The organism is Microbacterium oxydans, from assembly GCF_900095745.1.
Classification (GTDB): domain Bacteria; phylum Actinomycetota; class Actinomycetes; order Actinomycetales; family Microbacteriaceae; genus Microbacterium; species Microbacterium oxydans_B.
Map to the genome: position 1 here is coordinate 411,018 of NZ_FMIR01000018.1, position 17,282 is coordinate 428,299.

Consider the following 17,282-nt stretch of genomic DNA (forward strand, 5'->3'; position numbering starts at 1 on the left):
CGACCGCGTGGCGGATGGCCTTCGCTCGCATCCGCAGGAATCCCGTGAGCAGCATCTCGCTGATCCTGCTGATGGCGATCAGCTCCGCCACCGCCGGCGCGGGTGTCGCCACCCTCGTCTCGACGATCGGGGCGACCGAACGGCTCTTCGCGCTCGCGGACGCGCCGGATGCCGTGCAGATGCACGTCGGCCCCCTCGAGACCTCCTCCCTGGATTCCTTCGCCGCAGCCCACCCGGACATCGTCGACGACCACCAGGTGCAGGATGCGCTGCAGCTCGACAACCAGGATCTCAGGATGCACGGGATCTCGGATGCTGCGCGCGACGGCGTGATGGACCTCCTGCTGGTCACGCAGAGCCCGCGATTCGACTTCCTGCTCGGACCGGACGGCACGCCGACGAGCGTCCGCGACGGCAGGATCGCCGTGCCCGGCTACTACGCCGACGCCTACGACTTGGTGCGCGGTGACACGGTCGAGATCTCCGTGCACGGCGACGTGCAGACGTTCACTGTCGCCGACGTCGTCCGCGACGCCCAGATGGGGCCGAGTCTGGTCAACTCGAAGCGATTCGTGCTTTCCGAAGGGGATTGGAACGACCTTGCCGAGCGGCTTCCCGTGGAGCACATCATCACGTTCCGCCTGGTCGACGACGCGGGTGATCGATTCACGGAGGCATACCGTGCGGCCGGACTCCCGGCCAACGGTGCGGCCGTCGACGGGAGCCTGCTGCGTCTGATCGCCGCGCTCACAGACGGCCTGGTCGCCATCCTCACCATCCTGGTGAGCATCGTCCTGCTCGCCATCACGCTGCTGTGTCTGCGGATCATGGTCCTCACCGCCCTCGAACAGGACGCACGTCGGATCGGCGTGATGCGGGCGATCGGCTTCTCGCACCGCGAGGTCTCGTCGACCCTGCTCCTCGGATACGCCGTGCACTCGGGTGCCGCGGTCCTGGTCGCCCTGCTCCTGGTCTTCCCCGCGTCCGCACTCCTGCGAGGCGGCGACGGCGCTCCCTCGGACGGGCACGGCGCCATGGGGAACATCGTGATGCTGTTGGCCGTCGTTGTCGCGTCGGCGATCCCGACCGCGCTCGCGGCGCACCTGCTGCGCCGGGTGCGCCGCATCAGCCCGTTGCTCGCTCTGACCAGGCCCGGGGTGTCGGCGCAGACCCGAGGTCGTCCGCGTGCGCTGCGTTGGGATCTTCCGATTCCGGTCAGCATCCGCCTCGCCGTCCGCGGACTCACCACCCGGGCCACCACCGCCGTGCTGCTGATCGTCATGGTCGGCTTCGCGGTCGTGCTGGCGGCCCTGCCCCAGCGTGTGACCCAGACGATCGCGGCACCCGACTTCGTCACCACCATGGGCGTCGGCCAGAGCGACCTCCGTGCGTTCGTCCGCGAGGGCGCGGAGGCCGGCGCGGGCGACACGCTCGAGCGGTCTCTGCGCGATGACCCGGACATCGCCCGGTTCGCGAAGGCCACCAGCTTCCGGGTCGCGCTCATCGCCGCGGCGCGCACCGATGACGTCGCTCTGGAGGTGGGCGACACCTCGACCTTCCCCCTCGCCTATGCGCGTGGCGAAGCGCCCGCAGGGCCCGGGGAGCTCGCGCTGTCGACTCTCGCCGCGCAGAACGCGGGGGTGGAGGTCGGACAGTCCGTCGAGGTGGATTCGGCCGGTTCGACCCATCGGTACCGCGTCACGGGCGTCTATCACGACATCACCAACGGTGGCCGATCGGGGAAAGCCGTCGAGCTGCCCGGCGATCAGGGCATCCCCTTGTGGCAGACGTTCATGGTCGACCTCCGAGACGGCGTCGACCAGGGCGCGAAAGCCTCGGCGCTCGCGCTCGATCACCCGTCGGCGTCGTTCACCGAGCTGGACCGGTTCGTCCACTACACGCTGGGCGACACGGTCGAGCGCCTGAAGACGGCGTCGATGATCGCCTGGGCAGCCGCTGCCGTGGTGATGCTCTTGGTGTTCGCTCTCCGGGGGCGGCTCGAGGCGACTCGCGACGAGTCCGATCTGCGTCTGCTGCGGCTCCTCGGATGGTCTCGCGGCGGGCTGCGCACGATCCCCCTTTTCCGGGCGGTGGGTGTCGCCGGGGCCGGTCTTCTCCTCGGGTGGGTCGCGACGGAGTCGCTCGGGCCCGGCGTGCTCGGTGCCACCCTCTCCTCGTTCGGCGGAGGCGCCACCGACCTCGTCGCGGCCAACGGCTGGAGCCTGATCACCGGCCCCGTGGTGGCTGCCGCCGCCGTGGTCGGCGCCCTCATCGCCTGCGCCCACAGCCCCGCACTCCTCAACGAAAGCTGACCGACATGCAACGATCGCCCGCACTCATCACGGCGCGCGCCGTCACCCGCCGCTTCGAGTCGGCCGCGGGCGACTTCGCGACCGTGCTCGGCGGAATCGACCTCGATGTCTCCGAAGGCGACTATCTGGCCCTCACGGGTCCCAGCGGCTCCGGCAAGACGACTCTGCTCTCGTGTCTGAGCGGCTTGGACCAGCCGTCATCGGGGTCGGTGCGCATCGGCGACGACGATCTCTCCGCGCTCGACGACAAGGCCCTCGCACACATCCGTCGCACCACCCTCGGCTTCGTGTTCCAGCGCACCGACCTCCTCGACGAGCTGGCGGTGATCGACAACATCCTGCTCCCGGGTGTGCGACGACGCGGCCGGGTCTCCGCAGACACCCTGGCGAACACCGAGCAGCTCATGGATCGGCTCGGGATCGGACACCTCGGCGCTCGCGCACCGCACGAGCTCTCCGGCGGCCAGCGGCAGAGGGTCGGCATCTGCCGCGCACTCGTGAATCGTCCGCCGATCCTCATCGCGGACGAGCCGACCGGTGCCCTGCACCGGGAGGCCACCGACGACGTGCTCGACGTGTTCGACGAGCTGAACGCCGCGGGCATGACCATCATCGTCGTCACGCACGACGATGTGGTCGCCCAGCGGGCACAGTCCCGCCGTCATCTCGTCGACGGCCGGATGCTCGACGCCGTTCCCGTCTAGACGACCCCGCACCCACACCCACACCCACACCCACACCGCAATGACACGGAGGAGAACGACCATGCAGATACCTGCCCTGCCGACGCTCGAATGGACCAACGGCGAACTGGATGCCAGCTACGACGGCGATACCGGCGAGCTCGTGCTGCACGCGGCCCCGGGAGGGGACTGGACCAACGACTCGCTCGGCGGCCCCGCACAGCACCGCGCGAGCTTGCTGGGCTTTCGGACCGATGGTGATTTCACGCTGAGCGCCAGAGCTCGCGTCATCGGGGAGCGGACCACGTTCGACGCCGCCGTGCTGGGCCTGTGGTGCGATGAGCAGTACTGGGCGAAGCTCTGCTTCGAGTATTCACCCGACGGCCGGGCGATGGTCGTCAGCGTGGTGACCAACGAATTCTCCGATGACTGCAACTCCACCCTCGTCGAGCACGAGTTCGTGTACCTCCGCGTCGCCCGCATCGGAGACGCGTTCGCCTTCCATGCCTCCGACGACGGCGACCGGTGGGAGTTCGTCCGGGTGTTCCGCCTGAAGACCGATCTCCCTGTGACGGTGGGCTTCATGTCGCAGGCGCCGATGGGAGAGGACTGCGACTCGCGCTTCGACCGGATCCGGCTCTCGGCGGGAGCCCCGGTCGACCTGCGCGACGGTTCCTGAGGCCGGGCTCTCCGATCTCATCGCGCGTCCTGTCGCTGCAGCCAACTCACGATCGCCTCGTTGAGTTCGGTGGGCTTTTCCTGCTGGATCCAGTGCCCGCAGTCGAGGCTGACGACGTCCACGTTCGGCACGAAGTCCGCAAGCGTCTCGGATTTCTGGACCATGTCTCTGTCGGCGTAGATCATGAGTGCGGGCTGGTGGATGATCGGGTCCGCGTCGGCGAGCAGGTGCCAGTTGCGGTCGAGGTTCCGGTACCAATTCACACCGCCCGTGAATCCCGAGGTTTCGAAAGCGGAGACGAGAACGGCGAGTTCGTCGTCGCTCATGACGGGCTCGCCGAGCGGTGCCTCCGCTCGGGCGAGATCGATGAACTCCATCCCCGGCTGAGGCTGCCGAGGGGGTTCGTTCTTCCGGTACAGGTTGCGAAGGAACCGGGACGTGTTCTCATCGAACACGGCGTCCGCGACGCCGGGCTGCCGATTGAAGTGCACGAAGTAGAAGTCACCGCCGAGCACGGCTTCCATGAGCTCGATCCACGGAATCTCTCCGCGCTCCTGATAGGGCAGGCTCAGATTGATCACCTTGTCCACGCGGTCCGGGTGCAGCAGGGTCAGCCCCCAGACGACGCTTGCGCCCCAGTCGTGACCGACGAAGATCGCCGTGTCGTACCCATAGTGATCGAGAAGTCCGACGAGGTCGCCCGCGAGATGTTCGATGTCGTAGGCCGTTACCTCGGTCGGCCGCGAAGTGTTGCCGTAACCGCGTTGGTTCGGGACGATGACGTGGTACCCCGCAGCGACGAGGGCCGGCACCTGATTCCGCCACACGGAGGCATGCCCCGGCCATCCGTGGCACAGCACGATAGGGTTCCCGGCGTTCTCTCGCCCGGCCTCGAAGACTTCGAGTTCAATGCCGTTGACGGGGATGAGGGTGGGGTCGGGGAAGTCGGACGGGTTCACGGTTGCTCCTCTGAGTTCGGCACCGATCGCAGGTGTGGATCGGCGGCTACTCGGACCGTACGGAGCATCCTGGACACCGGATGTCCGAGATCCTCGGCAGGCTGAGAATCATGAGAACCAATCCCACGGGCAGAGCCCTGCAGTTGTTGTCGCTTCTGCAGACCCACCGCTTCTGGCCCTGTGCGGAACTGGCGGATCGGCTCGGGGTGACCGAACGAACGGTGCGGCGCGACCTCGACCGCCTTCGCGAGATCGGCTACCCGGTCGATTCCACCTCGGGGAGGTACGGAGGTTACCGGCTCGCGACGGGAACGCATGTGCCGCCCCTGATCCTCGATGATGAGGAGGCCGTCGCGGTGGCGATCGGCTTGCGTTATGCCGCGGAAGCCGCCGTTAGCGGGATCGAGGAGACGTCGCTGCGCGCGCTGGCGAAGATCGAGGCACTTCTGCCTCATCGGCTTCGTCGACGCGTGTCGGCGCTGCATTCGAGCGTCGCCTCACTGCGGCGGGCCGTCGATGACGACGTCATCCATCCCGAGTCGCTGAGCGTGTTCGCCGCAGCATGTCGCGACCATGAGCACGTGCGGTTCGACTACCTGCGAAGCGACGGCGAGAGCAGCGGGCGGCACGTCGAGCCGCACCAGCTCGTCACAGCCGGACGACGGTGGTATCTCGTCGCGTGGGATGGAGACCGTCGCGATTGGAGAACGTTCCGACTCGACCGCATCCAGGCGCCGCGACCAGTCGGCAATCACTTCGCGCCGCGCACGATTCCCGGGGGAGATGCGGCCGACTTCGTCGCGAGATCGATCGGCCGCACTGCCCGCGATCACGATGCGACCCTCGTCATCCACAAACCGTTCGCGGAGGTTGAGGGCGTCCTCCAGTGGGCCGACCACACTCTGAGGGAGGAGCACGCAGAACACTGCGTCGTCGGAATCCGCAGCGAAGACCTCGGACGGCTCGCGATGACGGTCGCCGAGATAGCGCTCACCGCTCCGGTGTCTGTCATCGAGCCGGCCGAACTCGCGGGCGCCGTCGAGCGGCTCGCCACTCACCTCACTGACCGGGTACGCCTCTCGTGACGCCTTCGGACGCGCCCCGCATCCGCGCCCCCATATCCTGACTGTGTGATCCCGCGCCCACTGCAACCAGACCTCGAGACCGCCGAAGCGCGGTACGACGCTGTGCTGCGTGAGCTGCACGCGTATGCGCGATTCGTCGATGAGCATGGCGACGAGGACGGATCCGCGTACGAGTCGCTGTCGGCCCGGGTCCGACAGCTGACAGGAAAAGACACCAGCTCCTTCAACCTCGCGGAATGGTGGGAGGGCGAAGGCGCCGAGGTACTGGCCTTCCGGCTATCGCTTCCGGCGCCCCCGACCATCACACTCGGAAGCGACGATATCCGCGCCGTCGTGCAGTGGCTGAAGACGCCCCGGCTGCCGCGCTCCGGTTCCTTCGCCGACGAGTTCGAGATCTATCTCGACGACTACTATTACGAACTTCTCCGCAAGAACTGCAGCCGCTACGACCATCGGGTGCTGTTCGGCTCCCGGCGGAGCCCCGACGGTACGAGAACCGAGATGACGGTGGAGGAAGCGGTCGAATGGTTGACGGCCTCCGGGAAGCCGGTCCGTCCTCAGGGAAGTTGACGATTCCGCGGATCTCCACGCCCCCTCCCGTTCGAGCTCATTGTCTTCACGAGTTGCAAAACGTTTAGACTCGTCGTGAGGTGATGTGGTGGTGGGCATTCGCGAGGTGGCGGAGCATGCGGGCGTTTCCACGGCGACCGTGTCGTTCTATCTGAACAAGCCGGACAAGGTCCGCCCCGAGACGGCCGAACGAGTGAGAGTCGCGATCGAGGCGCTGGGATACGTGCGCAACGATGCCGCCCGCCAGCTCAAGGCCGGCAAGAGCCGAATGCTCGCACTCATCGGCTTCGACGTGACCGACCCGTTCTTCGCCGCGGTCGCGCGCGGCATCAGGGCGGCCGCGACCGAGCACGGCCTGTACGTGGTTCTCGCCGACAGTGACAGCCAGGTGGATCTGGAGACGGAGTACCTCCATCTGTTCGAGGAGCAGCGGGTGCGCGGCCTCCTCCTCGCTCCCGTCGCAGACCCTTCCCCCTACCTGGTCGAGGGAAAGGCCCGCGTCCCCATCGTGCTGCTGGACTACAGCGCCGACGAAGGCACTCTCCCCGCCGTGGCCATCGACGGGCGCGCCGGAGGCAGGGTGGCCGCGGAGCACCTTCTGCAGTGCGGACGCCGCCGGCTCGCGTTCGTCGGCGGCCCGAGCGAGATCCATCAGGTCGCAGAGCGCCTCGAGGGCTTCCGCGGTGCTGCGGCCGGCGTCGCAGATGCGACCGTCGAGCTGATCGAGACCACTGAGCGCAACGCCCGTCAGGGGCGGGAGATCGGCCGCCGCATCGCCGACCGACCGGAGCCGGAGCGCCCGGACGGGATCTTCGCGGTGAACGACCTCGTCGCCGTCGGTCTCCTCCAGGCACTGGTCGTCGAGCGCGGGCTGCCGGTGCCCGACGCCATCTCGGTCGTCGGGTACAACGACGCCCTCGCCGACGAATACTCACCCCTCGAGCTCACCACGCTCCACCCGCCGCAGGCGGAACTCGGGGCAACGGCCGTGGAGCTGCTGCTCGAGGCGGAGGCATCACCGGCTCCCCCGCCTCGCACGGTCGTGTTCATGCCCGAACTGATCGTCCGAGAGTCATCGGTGCCACGTAGCTGAGCGGTGCGTCGGTCGTGAAGCGATGGTGCCCCGCGGGCACCTCATGCGGAACGATGCCCTCGATGTCGATCCAGCCGGTGGCCCCGGTCGGGACGACGAGCTGCACGTCGAGGCACCCGTCGCCGATCCGCCACTCGATCGATGCGGACCCGAACGGCGTCTCGTGGCGCGTCCAAGCGCTCGTGATGCCCCCGCCCGGGCGCGGAGCGAAGCGGATCCGCCGAAAGCCGGCGGCCTCCGGCTCGAGGCCGCCGACCCTGCGATGCAGCCAGTCCGCGATCGCACCGAGGGCGTAGTGGTTGAAGCTCGTCATCGAGCCCGGGTTGATCGAGCCGTCGGGGAGCATCGAGTCCCACCGTTCCCACACCGTGGTGGCACCCATCGTCACGGCGTACAGCCATGACGGGCACTCCGTCTGCAAGAGCAGGGCGTAGGCATCCTCGAGGTGTCCGTTGTCGGCGAGCGCGTCGAGCACGAGGGGCGTCCCGACGAAGCCGGTCCCGATCCGGAAGTAGTTCGCGCGCACGAGCTGTGCGAGCCGCTCGGCCACGCGCGGCCGGTGCTCCGAGGCGCCGAGGTTCCACTGCAGCACCATGGCGCAGGCCGTCTGGGTGTCGTCGCGGGGAAGACCGCCGTCGCCCAGGTATCGATCGGCGAACGCCTGGCGCACGTCGTCCGCCAGGCGCTGCATCCGGTCTGCGGACGTGGCCCCGATGACCCGCCCGATCCTCGCCAGACGCTCGGCCGCGTGCGCGAAGCATCCTGTGGCGACGAATCCGGTGGATGTCACGGCGCGGAACGGGTCGTCAGGCGGGGCCAGCGGATCCAGCCAGTCCCCGAACTGGAACCCCTCGTCCCAGACGAGATCGTCACCGGCGAGCTCACGGACGCGCTCGATCCAGCGCTCCCCGATCTCGAAGTGGCGCCTCAGGATCTCTGGATCGCCGTAACGCTCGTGCAGGGTGTCCGGCACGAGGACGGCCGCATCGCCCCACGCCGCGACCGGCGGGCTCGTGTCGTAGTCGAGCGGCAGCCAGGGCACGTAGATGGGGACGGTGCCGTCGGGCGATTGCTCGGCTGCGAGATCGTCGAGCCAGTCCAGAGCGAAACCGGAGATGTCATAGAGGAACGAGGCGGCGGGGGCGAAGACTTGGAAGTCCGCCGTCCACCCCAATCGCTCGTCCCGTTGCGGGCAGTCCGTGGGCAACGAGACCATGTTGCCGAGCAGACCCCATCGAACGTTCTCGTGGAAGCGATTCAGGAGCGGGTTGTCCGTCTCAAACGAGCCGGACGGCCGCATCTGCGTCGTGTAGGCGATCGCACACACGTCGAGTTCTGCCGGCGCACCACCCCACCCGGTCACGGTGGCGTAGCGGAAGCCGTGCATCGTGAACCGCGGCTCCCAATGCTCCTCGCCTCCGCCCTGCACGTAGCGGTCGGTCGCCGCTGCCGAACGCAGCGGACGCAGAGCGAGGTCGCCGTTTTCGAGCACCTCGGCGTGGCGCAGCACGAGTTCCTCCCCTCGGCGCGTACGCGCCATCGACAGACGAAGGCGCCCCGAGATGTTCTGCCCGAAGTCGTACAGGATGCTGCCGTCTGCCTGCACCGTCGTCGTCCGAGGCGCGAGCTCCGCATGGCGACGCACAGGAGCGCTACGCGGCGCGAACAGAGTCGCCGGATCCCGGTCGCCGACGACGGCCGGCACCCACTCACCGCCGCGCCAGTCGTCGCCGACGCGGGCGTCATAGGTCTCACCGTCGTAGAGACTGCTGCTCAGGATCGGTCCAGTGGTGGCCTCCCATCCCGGCTCCCCCGTCGCGATCACGATCGTTCGGTCGTCGTAGCGGATCTCGAGCTGGGCGATGAGCGCGAGATCGTCCCCGTAGTAGTCGCGAAGGTTCTCCACATAGCCGAGACGGCCTCGGTACCACCCGTCAGCGAGGTGCGCGCCGAAGACGTTCTCGCCTCCGACCAGCAAATCGGTGACGTCGTAGGTGCGGTATGCGAGGCGGTGACGATAGCTTGTCCAGCCCGGCACGAGTGTGTCGTCTCCGACACGCTCATCGTTGAGGAAGCCGTCGACGACGCCGTGCGCGCTGATGTAGAGCCGGGCGGAGCGAAACCCGCCGTCGAGGTCGAAGCGCCGACGCATCCGGCTCGGTCGCCGCTCGGTTCCCGGCGTCTCGGGCCACGGCGCTGAGACCGGGCGAGCCTGCCAATCGGCCGGGTCGAGCAGACCTGCCTCCACGAAGAGCGGCGCGCTCCAGGGCGTCCGCTCGGTACCGGCGTCGTTCACCGCGCGGATGCGCACCGCCACGCGCTCGCGCGACGCCAGCGGCCGAAAGGGCCAGGACGCCAGGACTTCATCCCGCGCATCGAGGGGCGCGACCGTGACCGCACCGGTCTCATCCTCGAGCTGCGCCTCCGCGTTGCCGGGTTTCCAGTCGGATGGTGCATCGAGCGTCCAGGCGAGCCGCGGCTTCGACGTGCCGATACCGAGGCTCTCGGCGTGGTGCTCGACGGACACGGAGACGATGCGTGCAGCAGAACTCATCGAGGGAAGACCTCCGTGATCGTCTCCAGGAATCGCGTTCCGAAGTGGGTGTCGGGAAGGAGCGCCGCCCCCTCCGTCCACTCGTTCCAGGCGTTGATCGTGAGCAGCGGGCTGGTGACGGGGTGGTCGGCGAGGAACTGGCGCGCGGTGAGCAGCCCCTGTCGGAAGTCATCCGGCGAGGCGTCGAACACCGTCATCCACGGATAGGTGCCGTCCTCCCATTCGGCCGACTGCACCGTACGCGGCGACGGGTCCCACCCGACGCTGACGTTGGGGTGGAAGGGCACAGGCAGCGCCTCGACGTATCCTTCGTAGGCGTCGAACGCATCGCGCTGCACGTCGCACCAGTCTCCGAGCGGCCACGGGTGGCGTTCGGTGGCGGTGTGATGGATCCACACGTACGAGGTCGCACTGTCGGCGCCCAGCGCGCGCATGAGGATGGCCGGATCCGCCACCGTCACCGCGGTGGGCAGAACGCCGAAGCCCCAGACCACCATGTCGAGGTGCAGTCCGGGGAAGCCGGCGGCGATCGTCTCCCGGCGGAACCAGTCGAGCGCATCGCGGGCGCCTTCGACGCCGCCGAGGCCCTCGAGAAGGGTTCCGACCTCGTAGACGGAGAAGAACGGCTTGCCGTCGATGAGCAGATGGTTCGGATGCGTGAAGTACGTGTCGATCACGTGCCGCGCCATCCGCTCGAAGGCCGATCTGTCGATCGCCCCGGACTTCAACACCGGGGGCTTCCGATGCGGGTGCCGCGAGGGGAAGATGTCGACGAGCTCGTGGTTCGCCCACATCAGCGCGATGCGGAAGTCGTCGGGCATCTCTGCAGCCAGCATCCCCTCGTCGAGGGCGCGGTTCAGATAGGGCCCGTCGTCGTACCAGTAGAAGTCCACGAGGAATCCGTCGATCCCGTGCCGGTGCGCGAGCTCAATCTGACGCGCCATCACCGCCGGATCGGCGTCGTCCTCCTCACCCGCAACGGGGACCCGCGGCTGGCGATGGCCGTCGAACCGCGGGGTGGCGCGGCGCAGCAGCTCCCACTCGGTCCAACCCTCACCGAACCACGCGTCGTTGCGCGCGTCGGTCTGCCAGTCGGGGAAGAAGTAGGCCAGGACAGTGGGCCGCATCGGGGATCCTTCGTTCATTTGATGGCACCCGCGGAGAGACCGCGTTGGAAGGTGCGCTGCAGTGCGATATAGAGGACGACGACGGGGAGGCTGATGAGCACGTTCGCCGCGAAGATCTTGGGGGTGTCAACCAGGCGCTGGCTCTGGAAGTACGTCGGCACCTGGGTGAGGACCTGCATGTCGGTGTTCTGAATGAAGATCAGAGGCAGGAGGTACTCGTTCCAGGCGCTCAGGAAGGTGAAGATCACCACCACGGCGAGGATGGGCCGGCACATCGGCAACAGCACCCGCCAGAAGTACTGCCGGTCGGTGGCGCCGTCGACCTTGGCCGCCTCGTAGACCTCGACGGGCAGCGACCGGATGTAGTTCGATGCGACGAGCACACCGAACGGCAGGGAGATCGCGGCGAGCGGGATGATCACCGCCCAGTAGGTGTTGAGGAGTCCGAGTGACTGCACGGCGTAGAAGAGGGGCACGACGAGCGCGATGGCCGGAAGCGCGAGCCCGGCGATGAGCAGCAGCTGCGCGATCCCAGCTCCCCGGGGACGGAGCACCGACGTGGCGAACGCGGCCATCGTCGCGGTGAGGGTCACCAGAACGACGGTGGAGACGGAGACGATCGCACTGTTGACGAAGAACCGGACGAACGGGGTGCCCTCGAGGACGCGGAGATAGTTGACCGGCCCCTCCCCCTGCATGCTCACGAACAGGATCATTCCCAGAGGCAGCACCAGCACCCCGACCGCGATGAGAAGGAAGACCTGGCTGATGACCCGCGCGGGAAGCGATTGATGAGAGAACATGTCAGGCGTTCCTTGCCAGTCGGACTTGGAGCGCCGCGAAGACGGCGGCGACGAGGACGACCACGATCGAGATGGCCGAGGCGTATCCCGCGTGGAACCTCGCGATCGCCTGCTCGTAGATGTATCCGGTGAGCACCTGAGTCGAGTTGCCCGGCCCACCTCCGGTCGTGAGGAAGACCAGCTCGAACATCTTCAGGGAGCTGACGAATCCGAGCACGATGAGCACGAGGTGGGATCCGGACACCGTCGGAAGCAGGATGCTCTTCGTGAGCCGCCAGGTGCCGGCACCGTCGAGCCGCGCCGCCTCGATCATCGAGGGATCGACCTGGCCGAGCGCCGCGTCGTAGATCACGAAGCTGTATCCGGTGTACTGCCACACGTTGATGGCGATGAGGGTGAGGAGAGCGATCGACGGATTCGCGAGCCACGCCTGTGTCAGCCACCCGAACCCGAGCGATTCCAGCGTCTGATTGAAAGCGCCATCGGGGGTGAGGAGCAGTCGGAAGGAGACGGCAACGACGGCAGGTGACAGCACCACCGGCACGAAGACGAGAGTGCGCAGCAGACCGCGACCAACCACTCGCGTGCGTACCAGGAGCGCGAGACCGAAGCCCAGCACCATCTGGATGAAGACCGTGCCGACGGCGAACGTCAGGGTGTTGCGCAGTGCGGTGAGGAACGTCGCATCGGTGACCAGGGCCATGTAGTTACCGAAGCCGACGTTCTCGGCGTCGGTGGAGACGCCGTTCCACTCGAGAGTCGAGTAGGACACGTTCGCCAGGATCGCCGCGTGGATGACGCCTCCGACGAGGATCAGTGCCGGCACCGCCCAGATCCACTTCTGCAGTGACCGGTATACCCGCACCGGCGCGCGCCCGGTGGCGGGCCTCGCCGGAGTTGCCGTCATCATGGAGTTCCTCTCGTGGCTGCGAAGTCGCGCGGAGTCCGGGGCGCGCTCGATGACCGAGCCCGCCCCGGACGGATCACTCGCGGTCAAGACCGGCCGACACCGACTCGACGCTCTCGAGCGCGGCCTCCGGAGTCGCGGCACCGGCCGCGACCTGGGAGAGCGCGTCGATGAGGGCGGCATCCAGGTCGGGGTAGGGGATCTGGCGCAGCCCGACCAGGTCGTCGATGCTCGCCTGCTGGCGCTCGATGTCCTCGACCTGCCGCGGATCCACGACGTCCTCCGTCGAGACTGCGACGTCGCGCACGGCCGGGATGTTGCCGCCGCTGGCCTGATTCTCCTGCCCGTACCCGGTGGTGAGGAAGTCGAGGAAGGCGAGGGCCGCCTCCTCTGACGGCGTGTTGGCCGCGACCGCCCAGCCGTTGTCCGGGCCGCCGAAGGGACTCGTCGGTGTCCCACCCGACTCCGCGGCGGGGAAGGGCGCCGACAGGAAGACGTTGTCGATGGGCGTGCTGACGCCCTTCTGCGCCTCGGCGATGCCCGCGGCGGTCATGGTCTGCGAGGTGTTCCAGGTGCCCAGGGCGACGAAGGCGGCGTTCCCCTCAAGGAAGGCCGAGAACGCGTCGGGGTACTCGGCCATGGCGGTCGCTCCCTCGGCGACGATGCCGTTCGTGAAAAGAGATCCCCACGCGGTCATCGCGGCGACGAGGTCGGGATCCGTCCAGGAGGTATCTCCCTCGATCGCCTCGTAGACGAGTCCGGGAGACACGCTGTTGGCCAGGGAGAGGAACACGTCCTCATTGACCCAGCCGTCCTTCGCACCGTGCGCGAGGCAGGCGTACCCGGCCTCGACGATCGTCGCGCAGTCCGCTTCCCACTGGTCGAGATCGCTGGGCACGTCGAGGCCGAGCTCCTCGAGGATGTCGGCGTTGTAGTAGACGAGGCCGGCGGCGCTCATGTAATTCGGAAGCGCGACCTGCTCCCCGTCGGCCTGCAGCGCTTCCAGACCGGCAGGGTAGAAGCGATCTTGCCAGTCCGCCCCGTGCACGGACTCCATGTGCTCCGAGGGATCGACGGCGAGCGGACCGAAGTTGGTGACGAGCGCGCCGGGCTGCATCTGGAACACATCGGGCCCGTCGCTGCCGGTGAGAGCCGGGCGCAGAGCCGTGACGTAGTCGTCGAACGCGTAGTTCTTGTACTCGACGGTGATCCCGGGGTTGGCGGCTTCGAACTCGTCGATCACCTGCTCGTACCGGAAGTTGTTCCACCCCCACCAGGTCAGGGTAACGTCGCCGTCGGCGGATGGTGCGTCAGATGTTCCGACGCAGCCGGCGAGCGCGACGGCGACGACGCCGACAGTGGCGACGGCCGCGACTCGGGTACGGATCGTGAGCATGTGATCGGCTCCTTTGCGTGATCATTCTGGGGTGGCGGCCAGGGAAACTAAACGTTTAGAATCGGCCGTACTGAGCAGATTACGAGGTGATCGCCTCGCGGTCAAACTCGAAGCCGAAACTCAACGACGAGGTGGTACTTCCATGCGAAGGATCTTTGCCCTGATGACCGCGGCGGCCCTCTCCGCCGCCCTGCTCGGTGCGCCGACCACGGCATCCGCTGCCGGCACGACGCGATACGTGAATCCGATCGCCGGGTGCAGCAACGCTGGGCCGGGAACGACCACGGATGCGCCGTGGTGCGATTTCGTGCCGGTCGCCGCCACGGACTTCGCTGCGGGCGACGAGCTCCTTCTGGCCCGCGGGGCGAGTTGGAACCAGCAGCTCGAGATCTCGGGGTCCGGCACGGGCAGCGCGCCGATCACGGTCGCGGCCTACGGAAGCGGAGCGCGACCACTGATCTCCCGCGACGCCGCTGACGACGACCGTGGGGTCTACCTCGAGAACGTGTCGCACGTGACGGTACGCGACCTCGAAGTCGCGAACGCCGCCGTCGGCGTCCAGGCCTACTACGACGAGCTCGACCATGAGGGCCTGACGATCGAGAACGTGTACGCGCACCACATCACCGGCATCGCCCAGGGCAACTCGCAGGCGTACGACGGCACGTGCTCGTTGTCGCCCATTCCCGGCCTCTACACCTCCGCCGGAGTAGCGATCACGGGACCGGCGGTCAACGATGCCACCGGCAAGGCCACGGTCGCGCCTTTCCCCTTCACGAGCTCCGACGTCGGCCTTCGTGACCTCCGCATCTCCGGCGTGGAGGTCGCGCACTCGAACATGGGGGTCGAGATCGCCTGGTGCAACGGGATCCGCACCCATGACGGGACCGACGGCGCCAACCTGGTACAGGATGCAGTCTTGGAAGACCTCTACATCCACGACCTCGACGGCGGCGGTGACATGCGCGCCGACTGCCCGAACGGCATCACCCTGATCAATACACGCAATGCCGTGGTGCGCGACTCCATCGTCCAGAACGCCGGCGCCTGCCCGTCGAAGAACGGCACCACGGGCCTCCTGCTCTCCCGCAACGAGGGGCTCGTCATCGTCAACAACCTCATCGTGCAGACACCCGACGTCGGCACCCCCAACGATCAGATGGGCATCGATCTCGAGTACGCGAATCGGGACGTGAAGATCCTCTACAACTACATCGCGGAGAATCATGGGCCCGGCATCGACGTCCTGGCCATCCGCAACCCGGCGACGTGCCCCGGCAGCAGTAACGATCCGTTCGACCACAGCGACGACACCCTGATCGACGGCAACCTCTTCGAGGACAACGGCGAAGGCGCTGTGCACCGCGTATCGAACTGCTTCGTCCCCACCGGCACGGTGACCAACAACCTCTACGACGAGCCGCACGGCCTCGCAGTCTCCGGCGTCGGCGAGGACTTCCGCGGGTTCAGCTTCCTCGACAACCACGATGTCGGCACCTCCACCCGCACCTCTCAAGCCGCTCGGGACTTCACGGGAACAGCCGGCCAGCACGGATGGAAGCATGAGTCGCGGACCGGCACTTCGTGGATCGCCATGACCTTCGATGCTGCAGCACAGCAGTGGAACGGGACATCCACCGCGTCCGGCCGATTCGCGCGCGTGCCCGCTACCGGCGAATCGGTCGCCCTGGCCTGGACCGCGCCGGCCACGGGTTACGTGAACATCCGTGGGCGCGCCCTGAGCACGGGTGCGGGAACGCCGACGGTCCGTGTGGAGAAGAACGGCGTCGCGGTCGTGACCGCGCAGAGCGTTCCCGCCACGAGGGTAGGAGTCGCCACGAATGCGGACGGTCTCGCTGTGACCGCCGGCGACACGATTCGCTTCATCACGCAGGGCTCGACGGGCGCCGAGGTCTCATGGATGCCGTCGATCGGGTACGACGCGGGCGCGCCGATCCTGGACCAGGCCAACACTTTCGGCACCTTCTATCCCTATAGCGATCTGCGAAGCACGCTCGGCAGGATGCAGACGTTCCGCCCGCAGACGGCCGCGACGCGCGTCGACTTCTGGGCTTACCGTGCCGGGAGCCCCGCCGGAAACCTCGAGATCCGGGTGTATGAGCTGGGCGCCGGCGGTCAACCCGTGGCGACAGTCGGGCAGAGGACGCTCGCGCCCGGCGACGTGCCGTCGGCCTCCGCGCCGGTATCCGTATCGACGAGTGCTCTCGATCCGGCGAAGTCCTACGGTGTCGCCGCGACCTCACCCCTGACGCCGAACGCCGGTACGAGCAACTCCTGCGGGTTCGAGTACTTCGACGGCGATCCCTACGCGCGAGGCACCGCATGGTTCAGCACCGACGGCGGAACGACGTGGGGCCCGGATGTGAGCAGCCGCGATCTCAAGTTCGCAACCTATCGATGATTGACAAGCGGCAGGGAAGGGACAGCACCGCCGTCAAATGTCGCACGAAACTTTCCGTGACCAAACCGTTGCATTCGTTATCTCGCCGTTATACAGTGATCACACGGTGAATGTTTGCTGTGGCATACACCGCATGTGATTGCAGGACACTCTTGGTGCAAGGGACAAGGGCCGGTCGGGAGCCTCTCCGACCGGCCCTTTACTGTTCCCACTATTCTGTGAACATGACCGATCGCAAGCTCGCCCTGGAGGCCTGGGAGAGCCTGTTCCGCGCGCAGCACGAGTTGTTCACCGAGATGATGTCGGACTTCGAGCACAGCGACCTGGGTCAGGCCGAGTACGACGTGCTGCTCACCGTCACCCGCTCCCCCGGCATGACCGCGCGGCTGCGCGACATCACCGCGAACATGCTGATCAGCCAGCCGAGTGTCTCGCGCCTGGTCGACCGCATGGTCACCCGCGGACTCGTGTCCAAGTGCGCCGACCCCGACGACGGACGCGGTGCGCTGATCCGCGCGACGGATGAAGGGGCCCGGGCGTTCCGCTCCCTCGCCACCGTGCACGGGCGCTCGATCGCCGACCGCATGTCGCGCCTCGGCGATGACGAGCTGCGCACGCTGCGCGACCTCGCGGAGAAGCTCCGCACCCGCTGACAAGCTGCCGCGAGAACGGCCCGCTTCCGTTTCTGGCAG

Annotated in this window: 14 protein-coding genes; 8 read left to right on the top strand and 6 right to left on the bottom strand. The window is 67.5% G+C overall.

Annotated elements, in window-relative coordinates:
* Positions 1-44 precede the first annotated feature (44 nt).
* The 3 genes from BQ2383_RS14735 (at position 45) to BQ2383_RS14745 (ending at position 3,674) form a co-directional block, all read left to right on the top strand.
* Entirely contained in the window at positions 45-2,312 is a 2,268-nt protein-coding gene (locus BQ2383_RS14735) for an FtsX-like permease family protein (protein WP_167381632.1), read from the top strand.
* Between the two features lie 5 nt (positions 2,313-2,317).
* Positions 2,318-3,016, top strand: a complete 699-nt coding sequence (locus BQ2383_RS14740) for an ABC transporter ATP-binding protein (RefSeq protein ID WP_140403368.1) — start codon at positions 2,318-2,320, stop codon at positions 3,014-3,016.
* Positions 3,017-3,077: 61 nt separating this feature from the next.
* The gene (locus tag BQ2383_RS14745; RefSeq protein WP_091035544.1) at positions 3,078-3,674 is read left to right on the top strand and encodes a DUF1349 domain-containing protein; all 597 of its coding nucleotides are present in this window, start codon (positions 3,078-3,080) and stop codon (positions 3,672-3,674) included.
* Positions 3,675-3,691: 17 nt separating this feature from the next.
* Here the strand turns inward: BQ2383_RS14745 and BQ2383_RS14750 are convergent, their stop codons facing one another.
* The gene (locus BQ2383_RS14750) at positions 3,692-4,633 is read right to left on the bottom strand and encodes an alpha/beta fold hydrolase (RefSeq protein WP_091035547.1); all 942 of its coding nucleotides are present in this window, start codon (positions 4,631-4,633) and stop codon (positions 3,692-3,694) included.
* A 110-nt stretch (positions 4,634-4,743) separates the two neighbouring features.
* Between BQ2383_RS14750 and BQ2383_RS14755 the strand changes: the two genes are divergently transcribed.
* From BQ2383_RS14755 to BQ2383_RS14765, 3 genes are all read left to right on the top strand, one after another.
* Entirely contained in the window at positions 4,744-5,718 is a 975-nt protein-coding gene (locus BQ2383_RS14755) for a helix-turn-helix transcriptional regulator (protein ID WP_091035916.1), read from the top strand.
* A gap of 45 nt (positions 5,719-5,763) precedes the next feature.
* Positions 5,764-6,288, top strand: coding sequence for a hypothetical protein (locus BQ2383_RS14760; RefSeq protein WP_140403369.1), 525 nt, complete (start codon positions 5,764-5,766; stop codon positions 6,286-6,288).
* Positions 6,289-6,376: 88 nt separating this feature from the next.
* Positions 6,377-7,381 carry a LacI family DNA-binding transcriptional regulator gene (locus BQ2383_RS14765; RefSeq protein ID WP_167381633.1) on the top strand — a complete coding sequence of 335 codons (1,005 nt, stop codon included), beginning with the start codon at positions 6,377-6,379 and terminating at the stop codon, positions 7,379-7,381.
* Here BQ2383_RS14765 and BQ2383_RS14770 read toward each other — a convergent pair.
* The 5 genes from BQ2383_RS14770 to BQ2383_RS14790 form a co-directional block, all read right to left on the bottom strand.
* Positions 7,335-9,935: an alpha-L-rhamnosidase gene (locus tag BQ2383_RS14770; RefSeq protein WP_091035557.1), complete on the bottom strand. Its 2,601-nt coding sequence runs from the start codon at positions 9,933-9,935 to the stop codon at positions 7,335-7,337. The genes BQ2383_RS14765 and BQ2383_RS14770 overlap by 47 nt on opposite strands.
* Entirely contained in the window at positions 9,932-11,062 is a 1,131-nt protein-coding gene (locus BQ2383_RS14775) for a glycoside hydrolase family 99-like domain-containing protein (protein WP_167381634.1), read from the bottom strand. The genes BQ2383_RS14770 and BQ2383_RS14775 overlap by 4 nt, the downstream gene beginning before the upstream one ends.
* A gap of 14 nt (positions 11,063-11,076) precedes the next feature.
* Positions 11,077-11,865 (bottom strand): carbohydrate ABC transporter permease, encoded by a 789-nt coding sequence (locus BQ2383_RS14780; protein ID WP_091035564.1) that lies wholly within the window; start codon positions 11,863-11,865, stop codon positions 11,077-11,079.
* Between the two features lies 1 nt (position 11,866).
* Positions 11,867-12,775 (bottom strand): carbohydrate ABC transporter permease, encoded by a 909-nt coding sequence (locus tag BQ2383_RS14785; protein WP_167381635.1) that lies wholly within the window; start codon positions 12,773-12,775, stop codon positions 11,867-11,869.
* A gap of 73 nt (positions 12,776-12,848) precedes the next feature.
* Entirely contained in the window at positions 12,849-14,168 is a 1,320-nt protein-coding gene (locus tag BQ2383_RS14790) for an ABC transporter substrate-binding protein (RefSeq protein ID WP_091035567.1), read from the bottom strand.
* Between the two features lie 163 nt (positions 14,169-14,331).
* Between BQ2383_RS14790 and BQ2383_RS14795 the strand changes: the two genes are divergently transcribed.
* Both BQ2383_RS14795 and BQ2383_RS14800 read left to right on the top strand, forming a co-directional pair.
* A complete protein-coding gene (locus BQ2383_RS14795) occupies positions 14,332-16,590 on the top strand; it encodes a right-handed parallel beta-helix repeat-containing protein (RefSeq protein WP_167381636.1) in 2,259 nt (752 codons plus the stop codon).
* A 224-nt stretch (positions 16,591-16,814) separates the two neighbouring features.
* Positions 16,815-17,243, top strand: a complete 429-nt coding sequence (locus BQ2383_RS14800) for a MarR family winged helix-turn-helix transcriptional regulator (RefSeq protein WP_091035572.1) — start codon at positions 16,815-16,817, stop codon at positions 17,241-17,243.
* Positions 17,244-17,282 lie beyond the last annotated feature (39 nt).

What these genes read in the sequence shown, in the direction of transcription:
- BQ2383_RS14800 (WP_091035572.1), top strand. Translation starts at nt 16,815, where the DNA reads ATGACCGATCGCAAGCTCGCCCTGGAGGCCTGGGAGAGCCTGTTCCGC.
- BQ2383_RS14795 (WP_167381636.1), top strand. Translation starts at nt 14,332, where the DNA reads ATGACCGCGGCGGCCCTCTCCGCCGCCCTGCTCGGTGCGCCGACCACG.
- BQ2383_RS14740 (WP_140403368.1), top strand. Translation starts at nt 2,318, where the DNA reads ATGCAACGATCGCCCGCACTCATCACGGCGCGCGCCGTCACCCGCCGC.
- BQ2383_RS14770 (WP_091035557.1), bottom strand. Translation starts at nt 9,935, where the DNA reads ATGAGTTCTGCTGCACGCATCGTCTCCGTGTCCGTCGAGCACCACGCC.
- BQ2383_RS14780 (WP_091035564.1), bottom strand. Translation starts at nt 11,865, where the DNA reads ATGTTCTCTCATCAATCGCTTCCCGCGCGGGTCATCAGCCAGGTCTTC.
- BQ2383_RS14775 (WP_167381634.1), bottom strand. Translation starts at nt 11,062, where the DNA reads ATGCGGCCCACTGTCCTGGCCTACTTCTTCCCCGACTGGCAGACCGAC.
- BQ2383_RS14785 (WP_167381635.1), bottom strand. Translation starts at nt 12,775, where the DNA reads ATGATGACGGCAACTCCGGCGAGGCCCGCCACCGGGCGCGCGCCGGTG.
- BQ2383_RS14790 (WP_091035567.1), bottom strand. Translation starts at nt 14,168, where the DNA reads ATGCTCACGATCCGTACCCGAGTCGCGGCCGTCGCCACTGTCGGCGTC.
- BQ2383_RS14745 (WP_091035544.1), top strand. Translation starts at nt 3,078, where the DNA reads ATGCAGATACCTGCCCTGCCGACGCTCGAATGGACCAACGGCGAACTG.
- BQ2383_RS14755 (WP_091035916.1), top strand. Translation starts at nt 4,744, where the DNA reads ATGAGAACCAATCCCACGGGCAGAGCCCTGCAGTTGTTGTCGCTTCTG.